Source organism: Streptomyces sp. NPDC002680, from assembly GCF_042889145.1.
Lineage (GTDB): Bacteria > Actinomycetota > Actinomycetes > Streptomycetales > Streptomycetaceae > Streptomyces > Streptomyces adonidis.
In genome coordinates, this window is record NZ_JBIAQP010000009.1 from 380,518 (window position 1) to 402,460 (window position 21,943).

Genomic DNA, 21,943 nt, shown 5'->3' on the forward strand with positions numbered 1-21,943 from the left:
GGAGTGTGTACGGGTACACATAAGGGGGTTGGTGGCTGCGGGAGTTGAGGTGACCGTCGGACCTGGGGGCTGCCGCCCCCGGACCCCCGCTTCGGCCCGAACGGCCTCGTCCTCAATCGCCGGACGGGCTCAGGTCGGCCGCCGCGATCCTTCTCAAGATGTCCGGCCTTCGAATCAGCAACGCCCGCCTCCCCGTCTCCACCGCCTCCTTCTCCCGCAGCTCCCGCAGCAGCCGCTGCACCATCTCCCTGGACGCGCCCACCGAGCCCGCCAGCTCCTGCTTGCTCAGGGGGACCGAGAGTTCGATGCCCTCGGGGGTGCGGCGGCCGTGGGTGCGGGCGAGGTCCAGGAGGAGGATCGCGAAGCGTTCCCGCACGTTCATGGAGGCGAACTCCAGGCGGCGGCGGTCGGCGGCCCGGGTGCGGTCGGCCGTGAGGCCCAGGAGGGCGAACGAAACAGCCGGTGAACGGCCCAGGAAGTCTTTGAAGCGTTCGTGCTCGACGGCCACCGCCCGGACCGCCTCCAGCGCGGTCACCGTGGCCGAGCGGGGGCGGCCGGTGAGCGCCGCCGACTCGCCGACTATGTCGCCGGGGCCGCGCAGGGCGAGCAGGGCCTCGTAGCCGTTGGCCGCCGAGGCCGTCACCTTTGTCCAGCCCTGGACCAGGAAGAGGACGTGGGAGGAGGGCTCGCTCTGATGTATCAGGGCCACCCGGGTGGCGAAATTCAGTTCGCGGCCCAGAGACAGGAGGGCCGTGCGGTCCTCCTGTTCCAGGCGGGCCAGGAAGGGCACCCGGTCGTCCAGGCCCCCGTCGTCCAGTGAATGCGCCGCCGTCCTCATCACGCTCTGCCCCCGAATCGTCGCAGCGGACGGATCAAGGTACTGAACGGGCAAGTCCACGGGGCTGTAAAGGGCGCGAATCAGCCACCTTGGCCAGCAAGCCGCCGTAAGGCATGCAAAGCTGCTAGAAGCAAACAAACGGTGGCTCGGGCGCCGCCCGGACCCCGGCCTGTCGTACCGGCGTCCATTTGTTTTGACCGAAGTCGTTGAGGTAGGTACGCTCAGACCTTGTGCCTGGGGTGTGCCCTGGCCCTCGTGCGTGCCTTCGAACCGTACGGGGAGCTGTAAGCGGCCACCGCAATCTGCGCCCTTTTCGCCTTGCCGGCGGGAGTCTGCAGTATTCGACACACCCGACCGCGTGGGTCGGCGATGTTCCAGGTTAGCTTCACCATCGGCACACAGAAACCGGAGAAGTAGTGCCTACGATCCAGCAGCTGGTCCGGAAGGGCCGGCAGGACAAGGTCGAGAAGAACAAGACGCCCGCGCTTGAGGGCTCGCCCCAGCGCCGTGGCGTCTGCACGCGTGTGTTCACGACCACCCCGAAGAAGCCGAACTCGGCCCTGCGTAAGGTCGCGCGTGTGCGTCTGACCAGCGGGATCGAGGTTACGGCCTACATTCCGGGTGAGGGACACAACCTGCAGGAGCACTCCATCGTGCTCGTGCGTGGTGGCCGTGTGAAGGACCTGCCCGGTGTTCGCTACAAGATCATCCGCGGCTCCCTTGACACCCAGGGTGTCAAGAACCGCAAGCAGGCCCGCAGCCGCTACGGCGCCAAGAAGGAGAAGTAGAAAATGCCTCGTAAGGGCCCCGCCCCGAAGCGCCCGGTCATCATCGACCCGGTCTACGGTTCTCCTCTTGTCACCTCCCTGATCAACAAGGTGCTGCTGAACGGCAAGCGCTCCACCGCCGAGCGCATCGTGTACGGCGCCATGGAGGGCCTGCGCGAGAAGACCAGCAACGACCCGGTCATCACGCTGAAGCGCGCGCTGGAGAACATCAAGCCGACCCTTGAGGTCAAGTCCCGCCGTGTCGGTGGTGCGACGTACCAGGTTCCGATCGAGGTCAAGCCCGGTCGCGCCAACACGCTCGCGCTGCGCTGGCTGGTCGGTTACTCCCGCGCCCGTCGCGAGAAGACCATGACCGAGCGTCTGCTCAACGAGCTTCTCGACGCCTCGAACGGCCTCGGTGCGGCCGTGAAGAAGCGCGAGGACACCCACAAGATGGCCGAGTCCAACAAGGCCTTCGCGCACTACCGCTGGTAGTCGCTACCCCCATCGAGACCGAGAGAAGACCGAAGCCTTATGGCTACCACTTCACTTGACCTGGCCAGGGTCCGCAACATCGGGATCATGGCCCACATCGACGCGGGCAAGACGACCACCACCGAGCGGATCCTCTTCTACACCGGCGTCAGCTACAAGATCGGTGAAGTCCACGACGGCGCCGCCACCATGGACTGGATGGAGCAGGAGCAGGAGCGTGGCATCACGATCACCTCTGCTGCCACCACCTGTCACTGGCCGCTTGAGGACGACGACTACACCATCAACATCATCGACACCCCCGGGCACGTCGACTTCACGGTCGAGGTGGAGCGTTCGCTCCGCGTCCTCGACGGTGCCGTCACGGTGTTCGACGGTGTCGCGGGTGTCGAGCCGCAGTCCGAGACGGTGTGGCGTCAGGCCGACCGTTACGGCGTGCCCCGCATCTGCTTCGTCAACAAGCTCGACCGGACCGGCGCGGAGTTCCACCGCTGCGTCGACATGATCAAGGACCGCCTCGGTGCGGTTCCGCTGATCATGCAGCTTCCGATCGGTGCCGAGATGGACTTCAAGGGCGTTGTGGACCTGGTCCGCATGAAGGCGCTCGTGTGGTCCGCCGAGGCCGCCAAGGGCGAGATGTACGACGTCGTCGACATCCCGGCCACGCACGTCGAGGCTGCCGAGGAGTACCGCGGCAAGCTCGTCGAGGCCGTCGCGGAGAACGACGACGAGATCATGGAGCTGTTCCTGGAGGGCCAGGAGCCCACCGAGGAGCAGCTGTACGCCGCGATCCGTCGCGTCACCATCGCGTCCGGCAAGTCCAAGGGCGTCACGGTCACCCCGGTGTTCTGTGGCACCGCGTTCAAGAACAAGGGCGTCCAGCCCCTGCTCGACGCGGTCGTGCGCTACCTGCCGACCCCGCTCGACGTCGAGGCCATCGAAGGCCACGACGTGAAGGACCCCGAGCTGGTCGTCAAGCGCAAGCCGTCCGTGGACGAGCCGCTGTCCGCGCTCGCGTTCAAGATCATGAGCGACCCGCACCTCGGCAAGCTCACCTTCGTACGCATCTACTCCGGTCGCCTGGAGTCCGGCTCGGCGGTGCTCAACTCCGTCAAGGGCCGGAAGGAGCGCATCGGCAAGATCTACCGTATGCACGCGAACAAGCGTGAGGAGATCGAGTCGGTGGGCGCCGGCGACATCGTCGCCGTGATGGGTCTGAAGCAGACCACGACCGGTGAGACGCTGTGTGACGACAAGGCCCCGGTGATCCTGGAGTCCATGGACTTCCCGGCGCCGGTCATCCAGGTCGCCATCGAGCCCAAGTCCAAGGGTGACCAGGAGAAGCTGGGTGTTGCCATCCAGCGTCTCGCGGAGGAGGACCCCTCCTTCCAGGTTCACTCGGACGAGGAGACCGGCCAGACCATCATCGGTGGTATGGGCGAGCTGCACCTTGAGGTGCTGGTCGACCGTATGCGCCGTGAGTTCAAGGTCGAGGCCAACGTCGGCAAGCCGCAGGTCGCGTACCGCGAGACGATCCGCAAGGCCGTCGAGCGCGTGGACTACACCCACAAGAAGCAGACCGGTGGTACCGGTCAGTTCGCCAAGGTGCAGATCGCGATCGAGCCCATCGAGGGCGGCGACGCGTCGTACGAGTTCGTGAACAAGGTGACCGGTGGTCGCATCCCGAAGGAGTACATCCCTTCGGTCGACGCCGGTGCGCAGGAGGCCATGCAGTTCGGCATCCTCGCCGGTTACGAGATGACTGGTGTCCGCATCATTCTTCTCGACGGCGCCTACCACGAGGTCGACTCCTCCGAACTGGCGTTCAAGATCGCCGGCTCGCAGGCCTTCAAGGAGGCCGCGCGCAAGGCCAGCCCTGTGCTCCTGGAGCCGATGATGGCCGTCGAGGTCACCACGCCCGAGGACTACATGGGTGACGTCATCGGCGACATCAACTCCCGCCGTGGTCAGATCCAGGCCATGGAGGAGCGTGCCGGTGCCCGCGTCGTGAAGGGCCTTGTGCCCCTCTCGGAGATGTTCGGCTACGTCGGTGACCTCCGCAGCAAGACCTCGGGTCGCGCAAGCTACTCGATGCAGTTCGACTCCTACGCCGAGGTTCCCCGGAACGTCGCCGAGGAGATCATCGCGAAGGCCAAGGGCGAGTAACACACACCGTTTACACGCTTTAGGCTTGACACCGACCGCCGGGGCTCACCCGGGAGGGCAGAGCCCGGCGGGCGGCATCCCAGCAAAGATCACCTGGCGCCGATGAGTAAGGCGTACCAGAACCACTCCGCAGGAGGACCCCAGTGGCGAAGGCAAAGTTCGAGCGGACTAAGCCGCACGTCAACATCGGCACCATCGGTCACATCGACCACGGTAAGACGACCCTCACGGCCGCCATTACCAAGGTGCTGCACGACAAGTACCCCGACCTGAACGAGGCCTCGGCCTTCGACCAGATCGACAAGGCTCCTGAGGAGCGCCAGCGCGGTATCACCATCTCCATCGCGCACGTCGAGTACCAGACGGAGGGTCGTCACTACGCCCACGTCGACTGCCCGGGTCACGCGGACTACATCAAGAACATGATCACCGGTGCCGCCCAGATGGACGGCGCGATCCTGGTCGTGGCCGCCACCGACGGCCCGATGCCGCAGACCAAGGAGCACGTGCTCCTGGCCCGCCAGGTCGGCGTGCCGTACATCGTTGTCGCCCTGAACAAGGCCGACATGGTGGACGACGAGGAGATCCTGGAGCTCGTCGAGCTCGAGGTCCGTGAGCTCCTCTCCGAGTACGAGTTCCCGGGCGACGACCTGCCGGTCGTCAAGGTCTCGGCGCTCAAGGCGCTCGAGGGCGACGCCGAGTGGGGTCAGTCGGTTCTCGACCTCATGGCCGCCGTCGACGAGGCGATCCCGACCCCCGAGCGTGACGTCGACAAGCCGTTCCTCATGCCCGTCGAGGACGTCTTCACGATCACCGGTCGCGGTACGGTCGTCACCGGCCGTATCGAGCGTGGTGTCCTGAAGGTCAACGAGACCGTTGACATCATCGGCATCAAGCAGGAGAAGACCACCACCACGGTCACCGGCATCGAGATGTTCCGCAAGCTGCTCGACGAGGGCCAGGCGGGCGAGAACGTCGGTCTGCTCCTCCGTGGCATCAAGCGCGAGGACGTCGAGCGCGGCCAGGTCATCATCAAGCCCGGCTCGGTCACCCCGCACACCTCGTTCGAGGCGCAGGCCTACATCCTGTCCAAGGACGAGGGCGGCCGTCACACGCCGTTCTTCAACAACTACCGCCCCCAGTTCTACTTCCGCACCACGGACGTGACCGGCGTCGTGACCCTCCCCGAGGGCACCGAGATGGTCATGCCGGGCGACAACACCGAGATGAGCGTCGAGCTCATCCAGCCCATCGCCATGGAAGAGGGCCTGAAGTTCGCCATCCGTGAGGGTGGCCGGACCGTGGGCGCCGGCCAGGTCATCAAGATCAACAAGTAAGTCTTGTTGGCTTGACAGCCTGACCCGGTAGTTCTTCGGAGGGGCCCGTACGACTTCGGTCGTACGGGCCTCTTTGCTGTGCCTGGTTGCTGTAACGAAACTATTCGGCGCGTACGACCCGTTCCCCCCGCTGGTCACTCCCTCCACCATTTGTCATGCCACTGACCAAATTCGCGTGGAGGGATGTGCCATGTCTGGGGTCGTCAGCCGTAGAGCCGTTCTTGGGGCTGGTCTTGCCGCGGTGCCGGCGCTGTCGGGGGTGGCATGGGCAGGGGCCCGCCGTACGGACGCCGGCGCGTACATCTCGTTCACCGGCGGGGCGTTCGCGCTCGTCGGCGCCCCGGTCGTGGTCAGTACGGACGACCACCCCGGAGTCGTACGAGTGGCTGCCGACCTGCGGGACGACATCGAACGCGTGACTGGTGTACGTCCGGGCGCGACCGTCGCCCGAAAGGTGATCCTCGTCGGCACGATAGGCCGCAGTCCGCTGATCGACGGTCTGGTCCGCTCCGGCAAGCTCGACGTCACGGGCATCGCAGGGCGCTGGGAGACCTCACTCCAGACCGTCGTGGAGCACCCGATGCCCGGCGTCGACCGGGCGTTCGTCGTCGCGGGCAGCGATCCGCGCGGCACGATCTTCGGGGCGTACGACGTCTCGTACGGCATCGGGGTCTCGCCCTGGTACTGGTGGGACGATGTCCCGCCGGTCCACCGGGACGCGGTGTACGTGTTACCGGGCAGGTTCACGCAGGGCACCCCGGCTGTGAAGTACCGCGGGATCTTCATCAACGACGAGAACCCGGCACTGGGCACCTGGGCGCCGAGGTTCTTCGGCCCCGGGAAGGCGCCGGGCCACCCCGGCGGCTTCAACTCGGCTTTCTTCGAGCGGGTCTTCGAGGTACTGCTGCGCCTGAAGGCGAACTATCTCTGGCCGGCGGTGTGGGGCAGGGCCTTCGCCGAGGACGACCCGGAGAACCACGCTCGGGCGAAGGCGTACGGCATCGTCATGGGTACGTCCCACGAGGCGCCCATGATGCGCGGCATCGAGGAGTGGAACCGGCACGCGGTACCGGCGGTGCGCGACAGCGCGGGGAACGTGGTGACTCCGGGGCGGGACCCGTACGGGGGCACGGGGGAGTGGTCGTACCGGCGGAACGCGGCGGCGGTAAGGGCGTATTGGCGCGAAGGCATCCGCCGCATGGTCGACGAGGACTTCGAGGGCGTCGTCACGCTGGGCATGCGCGGCAACGGCGACACGAGTCTGCCGGACGGCGACGGCATCGAGCTGATGCGGGAGATCATCGAGACGCAGCGCGGGATCATCGCGGAGGTGACGGGCCGGCCGGTGGAGGAGACCCCGCAGGTGTGGACCCTCTACAAGGAGGTCCAGCGGTACTGGGACCGGGGGTTGAGGGTTCCGGGTGACGTCACGGTCGTCCTCACGGACGACAACTGGGGCAACATCCGCAAGCATCCCGACCCGGCGGAACCGGCGAGGGGCGGTGGGTATGGGTTGTATTACCACTTCGATTACGTCGGCGTCGGCCGCAACTACAAGTGGGTCGACACCGCCAACCTCCAGAACCTCTGGGACCAGCTCCACCAGGCGCACGCGTACGGGAACCACGGCCTGTGGGTGACTAACGTCGGCGACCTGAAGGGGAACGAACTCCCGACGGAGTTCTTCCTCAACTACGCCTGGAATCCTGAGCGTTGGGATCTTTCTGCGTTGGGGGAGTGGGAACGGCGGTACGCCCGACAGAACTTCGGGGCCGAGCACGCGGCGGCGATCGCGTCGGTGCTCGCCGAGTACGGGCAGCTCCAGGCCCGCCGTAAGCCGGAGTTGCTCAACCGCCGCATCACGCTCAACCCCGCGAAGGACCCGACGAAGGACGAGTCGGCGATCGTGTACGACGACCAGGAGACCCCATTCCGCTTTGCCCACCGGGAGTTGGAGCGGGCGACGGAGGAGTGGCAGGGGCTGGCGCGGGAGGCGGAACGGGTGGGGCGGAGGCTGCCCCTGTCGGCGCAGGACGCGTGGTACGAGCTGGTCGGGTACGAGGTGGCGGCGACCGCCAACCTGTACGCCCTGCGCGAGGCCGAGTTCAAGAACCTCCTCTACGCGGCCCAGGGGCGCGCGGCGACCAACGACCGCGCGGCGGAGGCGGAAGCCGGCCTGGAACGGGACTTCGCGCTCGCCGATCGCTTCAACCATGGGGTGGCGGGCGGCAAGTGGGAGGGCTTCCAGACCCAGCCGCACATCGACTACGGGGATGTCGAGCGGTACGGGCCCAACGCGCCCTGGCAGCAGCCGGAGAAGGACAACGTGGCGTTGCCGGACGTGCTGTTCCCGGCGGTGCGGCGGCTGGAGCTGCCGGTGGAGGGGGAGTTGGGGGTGTCGGTCGACGGTGCGGAGGACGCGGGGGAGTGGTGGCCGGGGGGATCCTCCGGTTCGGCTGTGCTGCCGGTGTTCAGCCCGTACCAGACACGGCCCGACCAGTACGTCGAGGTGTTCAACCGGGGGCGTACGCCCTTCGCGTACCGGGTGGAGTCGTCGGTGCCGTGGCTGGTGGTGGACCGGCCGAAGGGGCGGGTCGAGCAGCAGGTGCGGTTGGGGGTGCGGGTGGACTGGGATCGGGTGCCGGACGGTCGTACGGAGGCCTCGTTGACGGTGTCGGGCGCGGGGGCGTCGGTGGTGGTCGGGTGTGTCGTGGAGAAGCCGTCTCGGAGGGATCAGCGGGGGCTGCGGGGGTTCGTGGAGGCGGGGGGTTATGTGGCGATCGACGCCGACAACCACACGCGGGCGGTGGGGAGTTGGCGGCGGCTGGACCGTATCGGGCGTACGGGCGCGGGGATGACGCCCTGGCCGGTGACGGCTCCGCGCCGGACGCCGGGCGGGGGTTCGGCGCGGCTGGAGTACGAGGTCGGTCTGTTGTCGGCGGGTGAGGTGACGGTGTGGGCGTATCTGTCGCCGCGCAACCCGACGCTTCCGACGGGCGGGCTGCGGTATGCGGTCTCGTTCGACGGGGCCGAGCCGCAGCAGGTAGACATCCACGCCGTCACGGGCGCGGACGACGGCCTGATGAACAAGCAGTGGGCACGGCACACGTCCGACAACGTGAATGTGACGGCGACCAGGCATGTGGTGGCTGCGGCTGGGGTGCACCGGCTGAAGTTCTGGGTGGTCGATCCGACGGTGGTCGTGCAGCGGCTGGTGATCGACACGGGTGGGCTGACACCTACGTATCTGGGGCCGTTGGAGAGTCGCCGCATCCGCTGAAGAGGTAATACACCGAGCGAAGGGACCGCACATGAACAGCTTCCGCATGCCTGTTTCCGCCGTCGCGCTGGCGGGCGTGGCGATGCTCATCACCGGCGCGGGTGCGCAGCCGGCGTCGGCGCGCCCGGACCCCGTCCCGCTGCGGGCGTTGGCGGCCGGGACTGGCGTACGCATCGGCACTGCCGTGGACATGGCGGCGCTCGCGGACGATAGGATATATCACCTAAAAGTCGCACGGGAGTTCAATTCTGTTACCGCCGAGAACGTGATGAAGTGGGAATCGGTCGAGCCGAGTCGGGGGACGTACGACTGGGGGAAGGCCGATGACCTGGTGCGTTTCGCGAGGGCGCACGGGCAGGCGGTGCGGGGCCACACGCTGGTGTGGCACAGCCAGTTGCCGGGCTGGCTGACGACAGGCGTGGCGGACGGATCGATCGGGGCGGAGGAACTGCGCGGGATTCTGAAGGCTCACATCACGAAGGAGGTGAAGCGGTACAAGGGCAGGGTCTATCAGTGGGACGTGGTGAACGAGGTCTTCGAGGAGGACGGTTCGCTGCGCGACTCGATCTGGCTGCGTGAGCTGGGTCCGTCGTACATCGAGGACGCCTTCCGCTGGGCCCACGCGGCCGACCCGAAGGCCAGGCTGTTCCTGAACGACTACAACGTCGAGGGCGTCAACGCGAAGTCGACGGCCTACTACGACCTGGCGAAGCGGCTGCGGGCAGAGGGCGTGCCGGTACAGGGCTTCGGCATCCAGGGGCACTTGGCGATCCAGTACGGCTTCCCGGGCCAGGTCGCCGAGAACCTCGCGCGCTTCGAGAAGCTGGGTATGCAGACGGCGTTCACGGAGGTCGACGTACGCATGATCCTGCCGGTGGAGGAGTCGAAGCTGGCGGCGCAGGCGACGTACTTCCGGGGGCTGCTGGACGCCTGTCTGAACGCCCGGCGGTGCACGTCGTTCACGGTGTGGGGGTTCAGCGACAAGTACTCGTGGGTGCCGGGGGTGTTCGCCGGGCAGGGGGCGGCGACGCTGATGGACGAGGAGTTCGGGCGGAAGCCGGCGTATGAGGCGGTGGGGGAGGGGCTGGCCGCGGACTGACTGTCTCGTGGCTGGTGGCTGGTGGTTGTTCGCTGGTGGCTGTTGGCTCGGCGGCTCAGCGGGTCGGTTCGTAGGCGAGCTGTTTGATCTGGCGGAGGGCCAGGGTCGTTTCGACGGAGTGGACGCCGTCGAGGACGCCGATCCGCTCGGTGAGGTACGTGTACAGGGTGCCCGTGCTGCGGTTGCTGACGGCCGCGACGATGTTGGACTGGCCGGTGGTGGCCGCGGCGAAACTCACCTCGGGGTGTGCCGCGAGCGACCGTCCGACCGAGTCGAGGGCGGACGGCTTCACGGTCAGCCAGAGCAGCGCGGTGACGCCCTGTCCGAGAGCCGCGTTGTCGATCTGGACGTCGAAGTACAGGGCGCCGGTGGAGCGCAGCTGCTCCAGCCGCCGTCGGACGACGGACTCCGACTGGCCGGTGCCGGTCTGGAGTTCGGCGAACGTGGCCCGGCCGTCCCGCCGCAGCAGGGTGAGCAGCGCTTCGTCGGTCTCGTCGAGGAGCACGGGCGTGGCCGGTGGCTCGGCCTGGGGCGGACGCAGGGACTCCTCCTGCGCCGGCTCCAGCGCCCTGTTCTTGTTCAGCCAGCCCAGTGCGCCGCCGTAGAAGTGGTGCAGCAGACAGTGGGCGCTGACGGAGACGACCCGGGGTGTGCGCTGGAGGCGGTCGAAGAGGAGTTCGTCCCGCTCCCTCTGGCTGCGGGGCCGCATCGAGCACACCACCTCGGTACCGCCCGAGACCAGGTCGATGTACGAGGTGTCGGAGCGCCTGGCCAGGGCGTTCGCGAGCTGTTCGGCCACGTCGGGGGTGCAGCGCAGCCGCACGATCCAGCTGGTCCGGCCGAGCACACTCGCGTCGGTCATGCCCAGCACCCGCAGGCTCGCCGTCGTACGCAGCCGCCGGAAGCGCCGGGCCACCGTCTGGTCGGAGACTCCGAGCACCTCGGCGACACGGCTGAACGGGGCCCGTCCGTCGATCTGGAGCGCGTGGAGCAGCTTGAGGTCGAGGGCGTCGAGGGGGCCCGGCGAGGCACTGGGGGTGGACTGCTCCACCGGTCTCTCCTGCTGTGGGTGGGATGCGGGGCGTTGACCTGCTGAGAGCTGAGAGCTGAGAGCTGAGAGCTGAGAGCTGAGAGCTGAGAGGGGTTGATCGTCGATCGAGGGGGATCTTCTCAGCGTAGGCCGCCCTTGGACGCCGTGTGGCCCGGGACCCGGGGGAATCGGTCCCGGACCACACGGAGGCGCCGAACCCGTCCCCACGGACGGCGCCGGTACCGGCAGGCCCGGTGGTCATCCGCTCAGGGCCGTGCTGCCGGTACGTCGGGTGTCGCGGCGCCGGTGGTGGCGTGCGGGACGGGAGCCGGGGTGCCCTGCGAGGTGACCCGGGGTGTCGTGTGCTGCTGGCGGCGCAACAGGGCGGCTCCGACAGCGGCGGCCAGCAGGGCCAGTACGGCCGAGACGGTCAGACAGAGCCGGAGTCCGTCGACGAAGGCCTCGGACAGGGCGGCCATGACCCGGGGTGTGTCCGCGCCCAGGTCGAGTCCGCCGACCGCGCTGAGTCCGCCGCTGTCCGCGACCGAGGTGACGTGCCGGACCGTCGCGCCGGTCAGACCCGCGTCACGGAGGTGGTCGGGCAGGACGTCGACGGCCCGGGAGGTCAGCAGGGTGCCGAGGACGGCGGGGCCGAGAGCGCCGCCGACCTGGCGGAAGGCGTTGTTGCCGGCCGCGGCCATGCCGGCCTGGTGGAACGGCACCGAACTGACGGCCGTGGCGGTCATCGGCGTGATGACGAAGGACAGACCGAAGCCGAGCAGGGCCAGCCGCCAAGCGAGCGAGCCGAACGAGGTGTCCGTACCGATGGAGGTGAGCGACAGCAGCGCGGTGGCGCTGATCACCAGGCCGCCCGGGATCAGCAGCCGGGGGGAGACGCGGTGCATCAGACGTCCGACCGGGGCGCCGAGCAGCAGCGGGACCATGCTCACCATCACCAGCCGGTAGGCCGCTTCGAGGGTGCTGAGCTGCTGGACGATGCCGAAGTAGAGGCTGAGCGCGAAGAAGAAGCCGATCAGGCCGAGGAAGCTGATCATGGCGATGAGGGTGGTGGCGGTGAAGGCCGGGCTGCGGAACAGCGTCAGATCCAGCATCGGGTCGGCGCTGCGCCGCTCCACCATGACGAACGCGACCGCGCCGACCGCGGCGGTGGACAGCGCGACCATGACCTTCGGGTCGGTGAAGGAGGTGACACCGCCCTCGATGATCCCGTACACCAGAGCGGTGATCGTCAGCGCGGCGGTGGCCTGGCCGGGCCAGTCCAGGCGGCGCGTGCCCGGGGCGCGGGAGTCGGTCAGCAGCTTCGCGGCGAACGCCATCGCGAGCAGCGAGACCGGGATGGGCAGCAGATAGATCCAGCGCCAGGCGAAGTGTTCGAGGATCACGCCGGCGATGAGAGAACCGAGGGCCAGCGCCGACATGAGGGCGGTCGCCCACAGGCCGATGAACTTCCCGCGCTCACGCGGGTCGGGGACGGCGTGGCTGATCAGCGCGAGCGTCGTGGGCAGCAGGGCGGCGGCCCCGAGCCCCGCGAACGCCTGCCCGAACCACACAACCTCGACGGACTGCGCGCACAGCGCGATCAGAGCGCCCAGAGCACTGAACCCGAGCCCGGCCTGGAACACCTTCTTCCGTCCGTGTACGTCCCCGAACACACCGGCGGTCAGGATGAGGGCGGCCATGGGCAGGACGAACGCGTCGGACACCCAGGACAGCTGCGAGGTCGAGGTGCCGAGGGCCCGCTGAATGGCGGGCAGACTCGCCGAGACGGTGGTCACCGGCAGATAGGCGACGAACACGCCGAGACAGGCCATGACGAGCGTGGCCGCCCGCCGTTCCTGCGGCACTTCCGCCGTGGACGTGACGTTGACGTTCACGAATCTCTCCCTTGGGGCGCCGGGCGCGGCGCTGGCTGACTTCGGGCGTCACTTTCCGCCGGGTGGGGCTCCTGGACCCAGCCACGGGGGCTGAATGCCGGGAATCCGACATGGAAGGCGTCGATGGGAGAGAGTTCCGACACGGGCTGGCCTGTGTCAGGGGAAGTGCCCGCTGGCGAGGGAGGCGTGGGGGCGGGGAGGTCGCCGTGTGCGGGTCGATTCCCAAGAATTCACAAACCCCCTCCCTGCCGAGCGGGTTCGGTGTGGCGAAGACACGGACCCCACCGATAACTTCGGTGTTTTGATCGCACTTTTGTTTCACGGGGGAACCACCATGAGTGACCTGCGCCTCGACGACACCATATTCGCGGACCTGAAGAAGACGTTCTCCTCGATCAGCGACCGCATGGAGACGACCCGCCGCAGCCTGCGCAGCGCGGACGCCTCGTGTGTCGGCGAGAGCGGACTGGTCGAGGACGTCCAGGACTTCGCCGACGACTGGGGCTACGGCATCAAGCAGCTCGGCAAGCACACCCAGGGTGCGGTGAAGATGATCAACAAGATCGCCGAGACCTTCGACGGGCTCGACCGGGAGCTGGCCGAGTCCCTGAAGTCCGCCAAGGCCTCGAAGAAGGGCAAGTGACGTGGCGGGCCAGCGAATAGTCCCGCCGAGCATCGGCTGGGATCCCACCCCGGGAGACGTCGAGGACACCAGGGAACTAGCCAAGCGTCTCGGCAAGCTGGCAAGCGAACTGGGCACGGCTCTGGGGGAGTTGGAGCGGATCGAGTGCGGCGCCTGGAAGGGCAAGGCCGCACTCGCATTCACCGAGTACATAGGCGAGGACGTCACCCCGCTGATCCGCAAGAGCCACGAGTCCTTCGACAAGGCCTCGCGCGCGCTGCATCGCTGGGCGGGCGAACTCCAGGACTTCCAGGACGAGACGGACCGCCTGGACAAGTCCGCCCAGGAAAAACTCGACGCCAAGTCGGAGGCCGAGGCAAAGGCCGACGGCAAGGGCAGCGAGGACCTGGCCAAGACCTCCAGCGCGGTGAACGGGGTCATCCAGAAGGTCCACGAACTCGAAGAACGCTACCGGCGAGCCGCCGGCCAGATCAGCAAGGAGCTGGACAAGGCCGCCGACATCGCTCCTGACGAGCCCGGCTTCTGGGACAAGCTCGGCACGGGTATCGCGGACGCGTGGGGCGCAACGGGGGACTGGCTCAAGGAGCACGCGGACCTGATCAAGGAGATCGGCGATGTACTGAGCATGGTCAGCAGTGCCTTGGGGGTGCTCGCGATCATCACCGCTCCCTTCGAACCGATCGGCGCGATCTTCGCCGCCGCAGCGATGATCACGAGCGGGGCCGCACTGCTGACGCATGTGGTGGCGAAGGCGGCGGGTGCGGATGTGAGCTGGGCGGACATCGGGTTCGATGCGCTGGGCATCCTGCCGGGGGTCAAGGGGCTTACGGGGACCGCGGCACTGGCCAAGGGGACCAGTGCCACCGCGCGTGCCGCCAAGCTCGGCTCGGGTTATCGCGGCGTGACGGACATCAGCAAGACGTTCATTCTCTTCGGCCCGTTGAAGGCCACTCCGGTCGTCAAACTCGGCGAGGGCGGCAGCCGTCTGGCTCTCGCCGCCGAGAGCGGACTGCAGAACATCCGGCAGGGGCAATGGCTCGGTACTCAGGGAGTCAACCTGATCGGGTCGAAACTGCCGTTCGTCAAGAGCGCCGAGGACATCATCGCGCCGATGAGCAACGCGGGCCGCGCCCTGGACGCCACCATCAAGTCGGCGCTCACCGGAAACAAGGCCCACACCATCGCCACCAACGACTACGGGAACTGAGCACCACGGTATGGACAACGCCGAAGAACTCCGGGTGCTGGGTGTGGAAGGCATGGCGCTGCCGCCGATGAGCATCAGCCTGCCCGAGGGTATGCACGCGATCGAGGTCTCCCTCGACGAGACCGAACGGACCGAAGCCGTACGGAAGTTGGTCCAAAACATCTACCCACGGGGCGAGGAGCCCCTGTGGGAGGCCATGAGCGGTCTGTACGGCGCGACGGCACAGGAGATGCTGGCGGGCGGTGTCTCGTTCTTCGGCATCGGTCTGTACGACATCGGGGACGGCGGCGGGGTGGCGCACTGTTCGCTCACTGTGGCCGTGTTCGAGTCGGGAGAGGCGGACCCGGACACCGTCGCCCAGGGAATCTTCGCGGTGCTGAGCCCCGACCCCATGCGGGATGTGACCTGGCTCGACCTGCCCTGCGGTCCGGCGGTCTCGGTGATCGCCTTCCGCAAGCTCGTGGTGGACGGCCTGTACACGAAAAGCGGTAATGACGAGGAACTGGTGATGGGGCAGATCCAGGTGCACATTCCGTTCCCGACCGGCCCGTTCACCGCCGTGATCACTCTGGACACGGCTTCCGTAGAACAATGGGAAGAGTTCACGCACGCCATTGCAGGAATCGTTGGCTCGCTGGAATTCACGTAGGAGAGAGACGTACTGATGGACTGGTATCCCGCAGCCGACGAAGACCTGCTCCTCCGGGCCACGGCCAAGTTCGCCACCGGGGTGGCTCCCGCGGTCGCGGGCAGCAGATGGTTCCGGGGCCCCGAGCGCGGCGACATTCAGGACGAGTTGACCGGCTGGCCGTCCGGTCCCGTCTACAGCCCGCATGCGGTGGGCGACCAGACCGCTCGCCGTGCAGGCCGTGCCTTTCTCGTCGGTATCCCGTTGATCGCGAACCTCATCGCCAACATCGGAGGAGCCTCCGGCTCGCCCTTCGGGGACGTCCCCGTCCGAGGGAAGCCTGAGGAACCGGAGAACGAGGTCGACGACTTCCCCGTGATGTGGGCAGCCCCCGGGACCCTCGCGCGTACGGCGCCGTGGCAGCTGGATCCGGGGCGGCGTCCGGAGGGATACACCACGGATCTGGCCCTGACCAGTCGGCGGTTGCTCTTCCTCGGCACCCGGAGCGGCACTCTCGACAAGGCCGATGTGCTGGGCGAGTACGCGCGGGAGTCGATCGCCGGAGCCCGGCGCATGAAGTTCAGCGAGGTCGGCGCGGATGTACGCATCACCTTCACCGACCAGTCCTGGATCCGTCTCTTCACGGGCAGCCCCGACACCGCAGAGCGCCTCGCCGAGTTCCTCTCGGGCACAGCGCAGGGACTTGCCGAGAGCGCCCTGTCCAACGCACAGCGCGAGCGGGTGTCCCGCTTCATGGCAGACCTCCCCGAAACTGCGCAGCCGCCTGCGTATACGAGGCTGACCAGCGGGATCGTCCTCGTCGAAGCCCGCGTCCCGGCGAAGGCGGGGAAGGGTCTCTTCGAGACGCATTCCATCCTGATGGACGACTCGGGTGCTCCCGCGCAGCCGAAGCCGGGCGATCTGTAGCACCGGTATCCACAGCCGGCACGAGGAAAGAACCATGCTGATATGAGCGTCTGGGAGCCTGACGAGGGTGAGGTACTTCTTGCTCGCGCTCCGGTCACCTTCGCCAGTGGCGCGGTCATGCGCGTCAGCGGAATGAGGTGGTTCCGCGACCAGGACCGTCACGACATTCAGGGTGAACTCGTCGGCTGGCCGGCGGGCCCGACGTACACAGCGCATTCGACGAGCGGCACGATCGCCCGGAACACCGTCAAGGGCGTGGCGATTGCCGCAGGCGTCGCCGTTCTGGCATTCCTCTCCGCCCATGGCGGAAATCTCACCGGTTACATGGACTCCGGGGACGGCAGCGACACGTCGTCGGACGACCCTGCGGACGAGGTCGACGACTTCCCGGTGATATGGGCTGCGCAGGGCACTGTGGCCCGCACCTTGCCCTGGCAGCTGGACCCCGGCCGCTCCTCCGAGAAGCGGTATCGAACGCACGCGGTCGTCACCGACCGTCGGCTCGTGATCGTGGGCTTCCCCAACGTCAAAGGGAATCGCTATCGAGTTGACGACGAACTCCTCTGGGAAACCCCTCGGTCCACCATCGAGAGAGTTGAACTGCGGAGCTTCCAGGCAAGTCGTGACGTAAAGATCGTCTTCACGGACGGCTCATGGTGCAGGCTGAACAGCGTCAGCCGAGAACGGCTCACTCAGTTCCTGATCGAGCCTCCCGACTTCATTCCGCTGGACTCCCTCACCCCTGCCCAGCGGACCACCGCTGAGGACTTCGCGGAGGCCCAAGCGCCGGATGCCGAGCTGCCGCTCGTGATGCGGAACCCGTGCGGCTGCTTCCGGGTCGAAGTGCTTGCGCTGAGTGAGGTCGAAGCGTTGTTCGGCCACTCCGGCCTGAGCATGGTCATGGACGGGAACGGCACCGAACTCAAGCACATGGAGTACCACCCGGAGGACCTCCGGAGCTGACCCCCGCCCGTACGGCAGGTCGAATCCTTACCCCACTCCGCACTCCGCCCAGACCGTCTTCCGAGGACGCGGCCCCAACCCCACCCCCCACCGGTCCGCCAACGCCTCCACGATCACCAGCCCCCGCCCCGACTTGCTGTCCGGCGCCGCCTCCCGTACCCCCGGCAACAGGTCGTCCCTCGTGTCCGTCACCTCGATGCGGAGGGTGGTGTCGATGACGTACAGCACCAGCCGGAAATCGCGGCCCGGTACGCGGCCGTGGGTCACGACGTTCGCCGTGAGTTCGGCGACCAGGTGTTGCGCGGGGTACAACGGGAGCCCCCAGTCGCGGAGTTGCTCCACCGCCAGTCGACGAGCCTGCCGGGCTCCACGGGGTGTGGGCGGCAGCAGAGCGCTGAAGTTGCGGATGTGGTCGGTGTGTTGGGGTGCGTGATCGGCGGTTTCTTGATTCATGTCACTCAGCGTGGCGGAACATGCTTGCCTTGACGTGCGGTGACGCCTGTGCGTATCCGCGCTGTCCGGTTCTTGTCTCGCTCTGTCTTGGCTGTCTCGGATGACGTGCGGGTACGGGTGCGCGTTGGAGGTGGGTGGGCATGAACAGCGAAAACGAAGGTGTGGACGAGTCCGGCTGGGACCTCGAACCTGGTGACGAGAGTGCGCCGTTGGTGGAGGCCGTCGGGCGGCTCATCAAGTTCTGTCGTGAGCAGGCCGGGATGCGGGTGGCCGACTTCGCCCAAGTCATGGGGTACGGCGAGGACATGATCCGCAAGATCGAGCGCGGGGCGCGGATCCCAAGGGTGGAGTTCCTGGACCGGGCTGATGACGTCCTGAACGCGGGCGGGCATCTGCGGGCGTTCATGGAGGACATGGAGAGGGTCCGGTACCCCAGGAAGGTGCGTGAGCTGAAGGAACTTGAGGACCGGGCTGTTGAGATGCTGCTGTACAGCAACCACAACGTCCATGGGCTTCTGCAGACGCGGGAGTTCGCGCAGGCGCTGCTTGCCACCTGGCGGCCCAAGCTCTCGGCGGAGAGCCTGGACCGGGCAGTCTCCGGGCGCATGGCTCGGCAGGCCGTGTTCCAGCGGGAGCCCGCCGCGGAACTCGGTTTCGTCCAGGAACAGGTGACCCTTGAACGCCCGGTCGGCGGGACAATGGTGCTGCGCCGACAGCTCGAACATCTGCTGGAGATCGCCCAGTTGCCGAACGTCGAGTTCCAGGTGATGCCGACGGCACGCGCGGACCACCCGGGAACAAGCGGTCGCATCCAGGTGCTGAAATTCGGGGACGGTACGGGAGCAGGGCGCACCGATGACGAGTTCGGCGGGAGGCCGGTGTCCAGCCCGAGGCAGCTCCAGATCCTCGAACTGCGGTATGGCATCATCCGGACTCAGGCGCTCTCCCCGGGGGAGTCGCTGGCCTTTATCGAGCAAGCGCTGGGAGAACTATGAGTGCCACGGAACTCCACTGGTTCAAGAGCAGCTACAGCGACAGCAGCAACCCCAGCGACTGCGTCGAGATAGCCACAGCCCCCGGTGCCGTTCACGTCCGCGACTCCAAGTCGGCAGCCCAGGGCCCCCGCCTCACCCTCACCCCCACCACCTGGACCGAGTTCATCTCGTACGCTTCCGCCAGTTGATCAACCGATCAAGCAACTGACTGTCGGAGAGGCCCGAATGAACCGAAGACGTACCGTTGCCGTGGTCGCGACGGCCGGAGCCCTCGCGCTCTCGGTGCTCAACGCCCCGGCCGCACAGGCCAAGGACACGGGCATCGTCCTGTCCGACCTCGTCATCAACAACGGCAAGCCGATCGTGGTCGGCACGTCGAGGGTGGTGGAACCGCCCATCAAGTTCAGGATCGCTCTGCCTGCGGGGTACGACACGGATCATCCGTTCCGTTATGACGCGTTCCCCTACCTCTACCGAGGGAATTCGGCAGCGGAGGCGGCCAAGAACGGACCGAACTACATAGGGCCGGGCAGCTACACCTGTTATGAACTCGACCTCAAGAGGGCCCGATGCGAGGGGAACCTGTACATCGAGCCCCATCCGGCACAGGAGCAGGTCGACTCCAACAGCGACGCCACCACATGGAAGATCGCCGCAGTGCTCCGTCTCTTCAAGGCTGACGAGACCACTGTCGTGGCCGAGGAGTACGAGACCAGGTCCGGAGGCGTTTCCCTCCGCCGCGCCGCCAAGCTCGCCACCGCCGACGCCACCCCCGAGCCGGTCACCAAGGGCAAGCAGCTCACCCTCACGAGCAAGCTCACCCGGGCGAACTGGACCACCAAGAAGAACGACCCCTACGCCGGCAGCACCGTGAGCCTCCAGTTCCGCGCCAAGAACGCCACCTCCTTCAAGACGCTGAAGAAGGTCAGGACCAACAGCGCGGGTGCCCTGAGCACCACCGTCACCGCCACCACCGACGGTTTCTTCCGGTGGGTGTACTACGGCAACAGCGTCACCGGCACTGCCACCAGCGGCCAGGACTACATCGACGTGCGCTGAACCCGGTCAGTGGGTGAGCCTCGTGCCGAGCAGCGGCAGCAGCCGCTCCCGCAGCAGTCGCCGGGCCGGGTCCAAGGTCGCCCACAGGAGTTTGTGGCGGGTGCCGTCCGTCATGGCCACCTCCATGCCGGAGGTGGTCACCCCGCCGTGCAGGCGCGCCGCGGCCATCCCCGCGAACGGGATCAGCTTGTTCGTGGGGTGGGTCGCCAGGACGGTCGCCGGGTCGTACGTGAGGGGCCGGTACGGGTCCTGGGCCGTCAGGCCGGAGCCGTGGCCGTTCGCCAGCGTCGTCATGAAGCCGCTGCGGATACGCAGCAGGCCCTCGGGGAGCAGCCACAGCTCGCCGTGGATCCAGTCCAGCCAGCCGGTCGTGCAGGTGCGAGTCAGCAGGCGGGCCTGTGTGTGGCGTACGCGGGCCGCTCGGGTCACCGTCTCCGTGAGCATCGTGCTCCACGCGTCGAGGGACGGGATCCGGTGGCGTTCCTCGACGGGGTCGGCCGGTGAGAGGAACAGGGCACGCGCGTGGCCGGACTCGTACAGCTGTATGACGGTGAGCGGTATCTGCCAGGACGGCGACGCGATCCGTACCTCCAGGACGGCCGCGTCCGCTGCCCACAGGGCGTCCGAGACCTGCATGCCCTCCGCCCGCCAGCCCTGTATGCGTGACTCCAGGTGCGCCGCCGCCGTGTTCAGGTCCATGTCATACGTCACACGGGGAGCATGACCGATGCGGCCGGGCGGGGGACATACCCCGCTCGTGTTTGACCTTCGTCACCCTCGGGGTATTCTCTCCGGCTCGATTGGCGGAGGCCGTGCCCCGTATGGCAGACTGTCGGAGTTGCTCGGTCGAGCGCCGATGCTGCGCGCCTCCCGTCGGGAGGACCGGAAGCGAGTCCCACAGTACTCGTCGCCTCAACTGCCGTAAGGCAGCGCTGGGGCGGACGTACGGGAATCTTTCGGGAAGTGTCAGCGGGGTGCAGGCCAGGCACCCGGTGGGTGTTTCAGCCCCCGGTCCTGCGGTTGCTTTCGGGCGGGCCGCGTCCCTCGTACGTAGGGGAATCCGTTGATGGATTAGCGGATATCTGTGCGGCAGGAGCGCGACACACCCGACCGCGTGGGTCGGAGGACGGGACGCGAACCCCCGGGTTCCAGAGCGTTTCACTAGACAAAGGACTACTGAGTAGCCATGGCGGGACAGAAGATCCGCATCCGGCTCAAGGCCTACGACCACGAGGTCATCGATTCCTCGGCGAAGAAGATCGTCGAGACGGTGACGCGAACTGGTGCGTCGGTCGCGGGCCCGGTGCCGCTGCCCACTGAGAAGAACGTGTACTGCGTCATCAAGTCGCCGCACAAGTACAAGGACTCGCGCGAGCACTTCGAGATGCGCACGCACAAGCGCCTGATCGACATCCTCGACCCGACGCCCAAGACCGTTGACTCTCTGATGCGACTCGACCTCCCGGCCGGTGTCGACATCGAGATCAAGCTCTAGGGAACGGTGATCTGAGAATGGCTAAGCAGATCAAGGGCATCCTGGGCGAGAAGCTCGGCATGACGCAGGTGTGGGACGAGAACAACCGTGTTGTTCCGGTCACCGTCGTCAAGGCGAGCACCAACGTCGTCACCCAGGTCCGTACGAACGACACCGACGGCTACGAAGCGGTCCAGATCGCCTTCGGCGAGATCGACCCCCGCAAGGTGAACAAGCCCCTCAAGGGTCACTTCGCCAAGGCCGACGTCACCCCCCGCCGCCACCTCGTCGAGATCCGCACCGCGGACGCCTCCGAGTACACGCTGGGCCAGGAGATCTCCGCTGAGGTCTTCGAGGCCGGCGTCAAGGTGGACGTGACCGGCAAGAGCAAGGGCAAGGGCTTCGCCGGTGTCATGAAGCGTCACAACTTCAAGGGCCTCGGCGCCGGTCACGGCACCCAGCGCAAGCACCGCTCCCCCGGTTCCATCGGTGGCTGTGCCACCCCGGGCCGCGTGTTCAAGGGCCTCCGCATGGCGGGTCGCATGGGCAACGAGCGGGTCACCACCCAGAACCTGACCGTTCACGCCGTTGATGCGGAGAAGGGCCTGCTCCTGATCAAGGGCGCGGTTCCTGGTCCGAACGGCGGCCTCGTCCTGGTCCGCACCGCGGCCAAGGGGGCCTGAGGAC

At 67.2% G+C, this 21,943-nt stretch carries 21 protein-coding genes; 16 read left to right on the plus strand and 5 right to left on the minus strand.

Translation table 11 applies throughout. The features are described from left to right. Positions 1-112: 112 nt before the first annotated feature. Positions 113-838: a Crp/Fnr family transcriptional regulator gene (locus tag ACFYXF_RS25330; RefSeq protein WP_389352684.1), complete on the minus strand. Its 726-nt coding sequence runs from the start codon at positions 836-838 to the stop codon at positions 113-115. Between the two features lie 416 nt (positions 839-1,254). Between ACFYXF_RS25330 and rpsL the strand changes: the two genes are divergently transcribed. The 6 genes from rpsL (at position 1,255) to ACFYXF_RS25360 (ending at position 9,982) form a co-directional block, all read left to right on the plus strand. Further along, complete coding sequence (gene rpsL / locus ACFYXF_RS25335) at positions 1,255-1,626, plus strand: 30S ribosomal protein S12 (protein WP_003948652.1); 372 nt, start codon at positions 1,255-1,257, stop codon at positions 1,624-1,626. Positions 1,627-1,629: 3 nt separating this feature from the next. Continuing rightward, positions 1,630-2,100 carry a 30S ribosomal protein S7 gene (rpsG, locus tag ACFYXF_RS25340; protein ID WP_005481264.1) on the plus strand — a complete coding sequence of 157 codons (471 nt, stop codon included), beginning with the start codon at positions 1,630-1,632 and terminating at the stop codon, positions 2,098-2,100. A gap of 39 nt (positions 2,101-2,139) precedes the next feature. Next, positions 2,140-4,266 carry an elongation factor G gene (fusA, locus tag ACFYXF_RS25345; protein ID WP_369030547.1) on the plus strand — a complete coding sequence of 709 codons (2,127 nt, stop codon included), beginning with the start codon at positions 2,140-2,142 and terminating at the stop codon, positions 4,264-4,266. Positions 4,267-4,409: 143 nt separating this feature from the next. Continuing rightward, entirely contained in the window at positions 4,410-5,603 is a 1,194-nt protein-coding gene (tuf, locus tag ACFYXF_RS25350; protein ID WP_235475526.1) for an elongation factor Tu, read from the plus strand. Positions 5,604-5,793: 190 nt separating this feature from the next. Beyond that, a complete protein-coding gene (locus tag ACFYXF_RS25355) occupies positions 5,794-8,883 on the plus strand; it encodes a glycosyl hydrolase 115 family protein (protein ID WP_389352584.1) in 3,090 nt (1,029 codons plus the stop codon). A gap of 31 nt (positions 8,884-8,914) precedes the next feature. Then, entirely contained in the window at positions 8,915-9,982 is a 1,068-nt protein-coding gene (locus tag ACFYXF_RS25360) for an endo-1,4-beta-xylanase (protein ID WP_389352586.1), read from the plus strand. Between the two features lie 55 nt (positions 9,983-10,037). On the opposite strand, the gene ACFYXF_RS25365 is transcribed toward ACFYXF_RS25360, so the two are convergent. After that, entirely contained in the window at positions 10,038-11,033 is a 996-nt protein-coding gene (locus ACFYXF_RS25365; RefSeq protein WP_389352587.1) for an Lrp/AsnC family transcriptional regulator, read from the minus strand. Positions 11,034-11,278: 245 nt separating this feature from the next. Further along, entirely contained in the window at positions 11,279-12,844 is a 1,566-nt protein-coding gene (locus ACFYXF_RS25370; RefSeq protein WP_389352686.1) for an MFS transporter, read from the minus strand. A 397-nt stretch (positions 12,845-13,241) separates the two neighbouring features. Here ACFYXF_RS25370 and ACFYXF_RS25375 point away from each other — a divergent pair, with 397 nt between their 5' ends. The 5 genes from ACFYXF_RS25375 to ACFYXF_RS25395 are packed head-to-tail and all read left to right on the plus strand — an operon-like array spanning position 13,242 to position 17,275. Continuing rightward, positions 13,242-13,550, plus strand: a complete 309-nt coding sequence (locus tag ACFYXF_RS25375) for a hypothetical protein (protein ID WP_389352589.1) — start codon at positions 13,242-13,244, stop codon at positions 13,548-13,550. 1 nt (position 13,551) lies between these two features. Beyond that, complete coding sequence (locus ACFYXF_RS25380; protein WP_389352590.1) at positions 13,552-14,757, plus strand: enoyl-CoA hydratase/isomerase family protein; 1,206 nt, start codon at positions 13,552-13,554, stop codon at positions 14,755-14,757. Positions 14,758-14,767: 10 nt separating this feature from the next. Continuing rightward, positions 14,768-15,406: a hypothetical protein gene (locus ACFYXF_RS25385; protein WP_389352592.1), complete on the plus strand. Its 639-nt coding sequence runs from the start codon at positions 14,768-14,770 to the stop codon at positions 15,404-15,406. 15 nt (positions 15,407-15,421) lie between these two features. Further along, on the plus strand, positions 15,422-16,312 hold the full coding sequence (locus ACFYXF_RS25390; protein WP_389352594.1) for a hypothetical protein: 891 nt from the start codon (positions 15,422-15,424) through the stop codon (positions 16,310-16,312). Between the two features lie 42 nt (positions 16,313-16,354). After that, the gene (locus tag ACFYXF_RS25395) at positions 16,355-17,275 is read left to right on the plus strand and encodes a hypothetical protein (protein ID WP_389352595.1); all 921 of its coding nucleotides are present in this window, start codon (positions 16,355-16,357) and stop codon (positions 17,273-17,275) included. 27 nt (positions 17,276-17,302) lie between these two features. Here the strand turns inward: ACFYXF_RS25395 and ACFYXF_RS25400 are convergent, their stop codons facing one another. After that, entirely contained in the window at positions 17,303-17,728 is a 426-nt protein-coding gene (locus ACFYXF_RS25400; protein WP_389352597.1) for an ATP-binding protein, read from the minus strand. Positions 17,729-17,868: 140 nt separating this feature from the next. Between ACFYXF_RS25400 and ACFYXF_RS25405 the strand changes: the two genes are divergently transcribed. The 3 genes from ACFYXF_RS25405 to ACFYXF_RS25415 are packed head-to-tail and all read left to right on the plus strand — an operon-like array spanning position 17,869 to position 19,782. Next, on the plus strand, positions 17,869-18,723 hold the full coding sequence (locus ACFYXF_RS25405; RefSeq protein ID WP_389352599.1) for a helix-turn-helix domain-containing protein: 855 nt from the start codon (positions 17,869-17,871) through the stop codon (positions 18,721-18,723). Then, positions 18,720-18,911 carry a DUF397 domain-containing protein gene (locus tag ACFYXF_RS25410; protein ID WP_389352600.1) on the plus strand — a complete coding sequence of 64 codons (192 nt, stop codon included), beginning with the start codon at positions 18,720-18,722 and terminating at the stop codon, positions 18,909-18,911. Before ACFYXF_RS25405 ends, ACFYXF_RS25410 begins: the two co-directional genes overlap by 4 nt. Positions 18,912-18,948: 37 nt before the next feature. Beyond that, a complete protein-coding gene (locus tag ACFYXF_RS25415) occupies positions 18,949-19,782 on the plus strand; it encodes a hypothetical protein (RefSeq protein WP_389352602.1) in 834 nt (277 codons plus the stop codon). A 6-nt stretch (positions 19,783-19,788) separates the two neighbouring features. Here the strand turns inward: ACFYXF_RS25415 and ACFYXF_RS25420 are convergent, their stop codons facing one another. Continuing rightward, complete coding sequence (locus ACFYXF_RS25420; RefSeq protein ID WP_389352603.1) at positions 19,789-20,493, minus strand: hypothetical protein; 705 nt, start codon at positions 20,491-20,493, stop codon at positions 19,789-19,791. 475 nt (positions 20,494-20,968) lie between these two features. Here ACFYXF_RS25420 and rpsJ point away from each other — a divergent pair, with 475 nt between their 5' ends. Further along, positions 20,969-21,277 carry a 30S ribosomal protein S10 gene (gene rpsJ / locus ACFYXF_RS25425; protein ID WP_003948644.1) on the plus strand — a complete coding sequence of 103 codons (309 nt, stop codon included), beginning with the start codon at positions 20,969-20,971 and terminating at the stop codon, positions 21,275-21,277. A 17-nt stretch (positions 21,278-21,294) separates the two neighbouring features. Next, complete coding sequence (gene rplC, locus ACFYXF_RS25430; protein ID WP_235475510.1) at positions 21,295-21,939, plus strand: 50S ribosomal protein L3; 645 nt, start codon at positions 21,295-21,297, stop codon at positions 21,937-21,939. Positions 21,940-21,943: the final 4 nt, after the last annotated feature.